Consider the following 2,451-nt stretch of genomic DNA (forward strand, 5'->3'; position numbering starts at 1 on the left):
GTATGCGTCCGGGCAAGTACGTCTTCAACTGCGCTCATCGAGCCTTTATCTTAACGACTAATAATTACAATCAGGAGTTAACATGGCTAAACGTTCACATCAAGATTGGGCTGCTTTGATACAACAGCAATCCGCTAGCGGCTTAACGATTTCAAATTTTTGTCGTGTGCACAAGCTTAGTCTTAGTGGGTTTTATGCCCGCAAAGCGGACATGGCTAAAACGGGCACCCAACAGATAGCGCCGTTTGTTAAGGCTACCGTGACATCGCCGACAGCGATGACAACCCAAGCTCAACCTTCCGCTTCAGCCCAGGCTATCCATTTTCAGCATCAAACCGGTTTATGGACTTTCCCCAGCACCTTGCCTGCACGATACCTGCTGGAGATTATAAAAGGCCTACAAGCATGTTGATGTTTCGTGAGCTTCCCAGTGTTTATCTGCACCGTGAACCGGTGGATTTTCGTAAATCGATAAATGGCTTAGCTGTTATCGTTGAGCAGCAATTATCCTTACAGGCCACCGACGGCAGTGTGTTTGTCTTTTGTAATAAAGGCCGTGATAAATTAAAAATCCTCTACTGGGATAACACCGGCTTTGCACTGTGGTACAAACGCCTCGAGCAGGATAAGTTTAAGTGGCCGACGAAAAGTACTGATGAGTGCATGAGTTTATCTGAGCAACAGTTTCATTGGCTGTTATCTGGGTTTGATGTACAGGGACATCAGCCTGTGAACGGCTTGAATTACAGTTAATTGATCGCCATTGAGAAGGCTGTTTTCAATAATTAGATCACTGCTTTAGCCTTATCTAAGGGGATATTTGGTATAATAATGCCATGAAATTAAACCCTGATAACTTACCCAATGACGTTGATTTACTTAAGCAATTATTGCTTGAGACGTTGGCGGCTAAAGATAATGTTATCGAGTTGAAAGACGTTGAAATCGCCGAACTTAAACACTCTGTGCAGCGTTTGCTTGAACAATTTCGCTTAGCCCAGCAACAGCGTTTTGGGGCGAGCAGTGAAAGTCATGACTATCAAGGTGAGTTGTTTAACGAAGCTGAAGTCACAGTTGATGAGCTTGCTGAGTTAGCAACCGATGCAGACGAGTCTGTTTCTCCTAAAAAACAGGCTAAGCGTAAATTACTGCCTAAAGACCTGCCACGTGAAATCATTATCCATGACATCAGTGATGAAGATAAGCAGTGTGAGTGCTGTGGCCATCAGCTGGCATTAATGGGGAAAGACAGCAGTGAGAAGCTTAAGTTTATTCCGGCGCAAATCAGTGTGATTGAGCACGTTAGATTAAAATACAGCTGCAAGCATTGTGAAACAAAAGGAACCCAGGCCAATATCAAACAAGCGCCCGTGCCAGTCAGTCCTATCCCTAAAAGCGTGGCGACGCCAAGCTTGTTAAGCCAGCTCATTACCAGTAAATATCAGTACGCATTACCCCTTTACCGGCAAGAAACCTTATTCAAGCAACACGGTATCGCCTTAAGCAGGCAAACCATGGCGGATTGGATGATGAAATCTGCCGCGTTGTTTAAACCCTTATATGATTTACTGCACCACCATTTATTAAGACAAGATGTCATCCACGCCGATGAGACCACGCTCAAAGTGATTAACGATGAGCGGGTGAAATCCTACATGTGGGTGTATTGCGCTGGCGCGGATAAACCAAGCACTGAGCCTCGATATCAAGGTTTGCGCAATATAGTACTGTACGACTATCAAGACGGTAGCCGCGCGGGCACCTGCGTGAGCCGTTTTCTTGCCACCGAGCAAACGGTATTTAATGGTTATTTACAAGTCGATGGCTACGCGGCTTATCAGCAAGCAAACAATAAACTGGTCGGTTGTTGGGCACATGCGCGGCGTAAATTCAAAGAAGCGCTAATAGCACAAGGCAAGCCCAAAGTAGGCAAAATCAGTAAAGCGGATATGGCACTGAACATGATAGCCAGGCTGTACCGTATTGAAACCCAAATACAAGCACTGAGCCTGGAAGAGCGATTGTATTTTAGGCGCACCCACTCACGTGCTCAGCTGGGGTTATTTAAGCAATGGTTGGATAAATCAGTGCAGCAAGTATCAAAGGAAAGTCCGCTAGGAAAGGCCATCCATTACAGCCTCAATCAATGGTCAGCATTGAGCCGTTATACAGAAGACAGCCGACTCAATATCGACAACAACCGTGCAGAGCGGGCAGTAAAACCGTTTGTGATAGGGCGTAAAAACTGGCTATTCAATCACAACCATCGCGGCGCTGAGGCGAGTGCAATTTTGTACAGCATCATAGAAACGGCTAAAGCGAATGGACTTACTCCGTTCGATTACATCGAACACTGCTTAGAACAATTATCCTACCCTGATTGTGACCTCAACAGTCTCTTACCCTGGCAGGTTAGTCTAGACAAGACGTAGTTCGCCGGACGCATACGAT

General features: G+C 45.7%; 3 protein-coding genes. All 3 read left to right on the top strand.

Going from position 1 to position 2,451, the window contains the following annotated elements; genetic code table 11:
- Nucleotides 1-82: 82 nt before the first annotated feature.
- The 3 genes from tnpA to tnpC all read left to right on the top strand — a co-directional run bounded on the left by tnpA (nucleotide 83) and on the right by tnpC (nucleotide 2,432).
- A complete protein-coding gene (gene tnpA, locus ACROAE_RS20425; protein WP_432406104.1) occupies nucleotides 83-412 on the top strand; it encodes an IS66 family insertion sequence element accessory protein TnpA in 330 nt (109 codons plus the stop codon).
- Nucleotides 406-753, top strand: a complete 348-nt coding sequence (gene tnpB / locus ACROAE_RS20430; RefSeq protein WP_432406107.1) for an IS66 family insertion sequence element accessory protein TnpB — start codon at nucleotides 406-408, stop codon at nucleotides 751-753. The genes tnpA and tnpB overlap by 7 nt, the downstream gene beginning before the upstream one ends.
- A gap of 83 nt (nucleotides 754-836) precedes the next feature.
- Complete coding sequence (gene tnpC, locus ACROAE_RS20435; RefSeq protein WP_432406110.1) at nucleotides 837-2,432, top strand: IS66 family transposase; 1,596 nt, start codon at nucleotides 837-839, stop codon at nucleotides 2,430-2,432.
- Nucleotides 2,433-2,451: the final 19 nt, after the last annotated feature.

Origin of the sequence: Shewanella sp. MF05960 (assembly GCF_050849305.1) — a bacterium.
Classification (GTDB): Bacteria; Pseudomonadota; Gammaproteobacteria; order Enterobacterales; family Shewanellaceae; genus Shewanella.

Excerpts from the sequence above, each read along its gene's own strand:
- tnpA (WP_432406104.1), top strand. The coding sequence starts at position 83 with ATGGCTAAACGTTCACATCAAGATTGGGCTGCTTTGATACAACAGCAA.
- tnpB (WP_432406107.1), top strand. The coding sequence starts at position 406 with ATGTTGATGTTTCGTGAGCTTCCCAGTGTTTATCTGCACCGTGAACCG.
- tnpC (WP_432406110.1), top strand. The coding sequence starts at position 837 with ATGAAATTAAACCCTGATAACTTACCCAATGACGTTGATTTACTTAAG.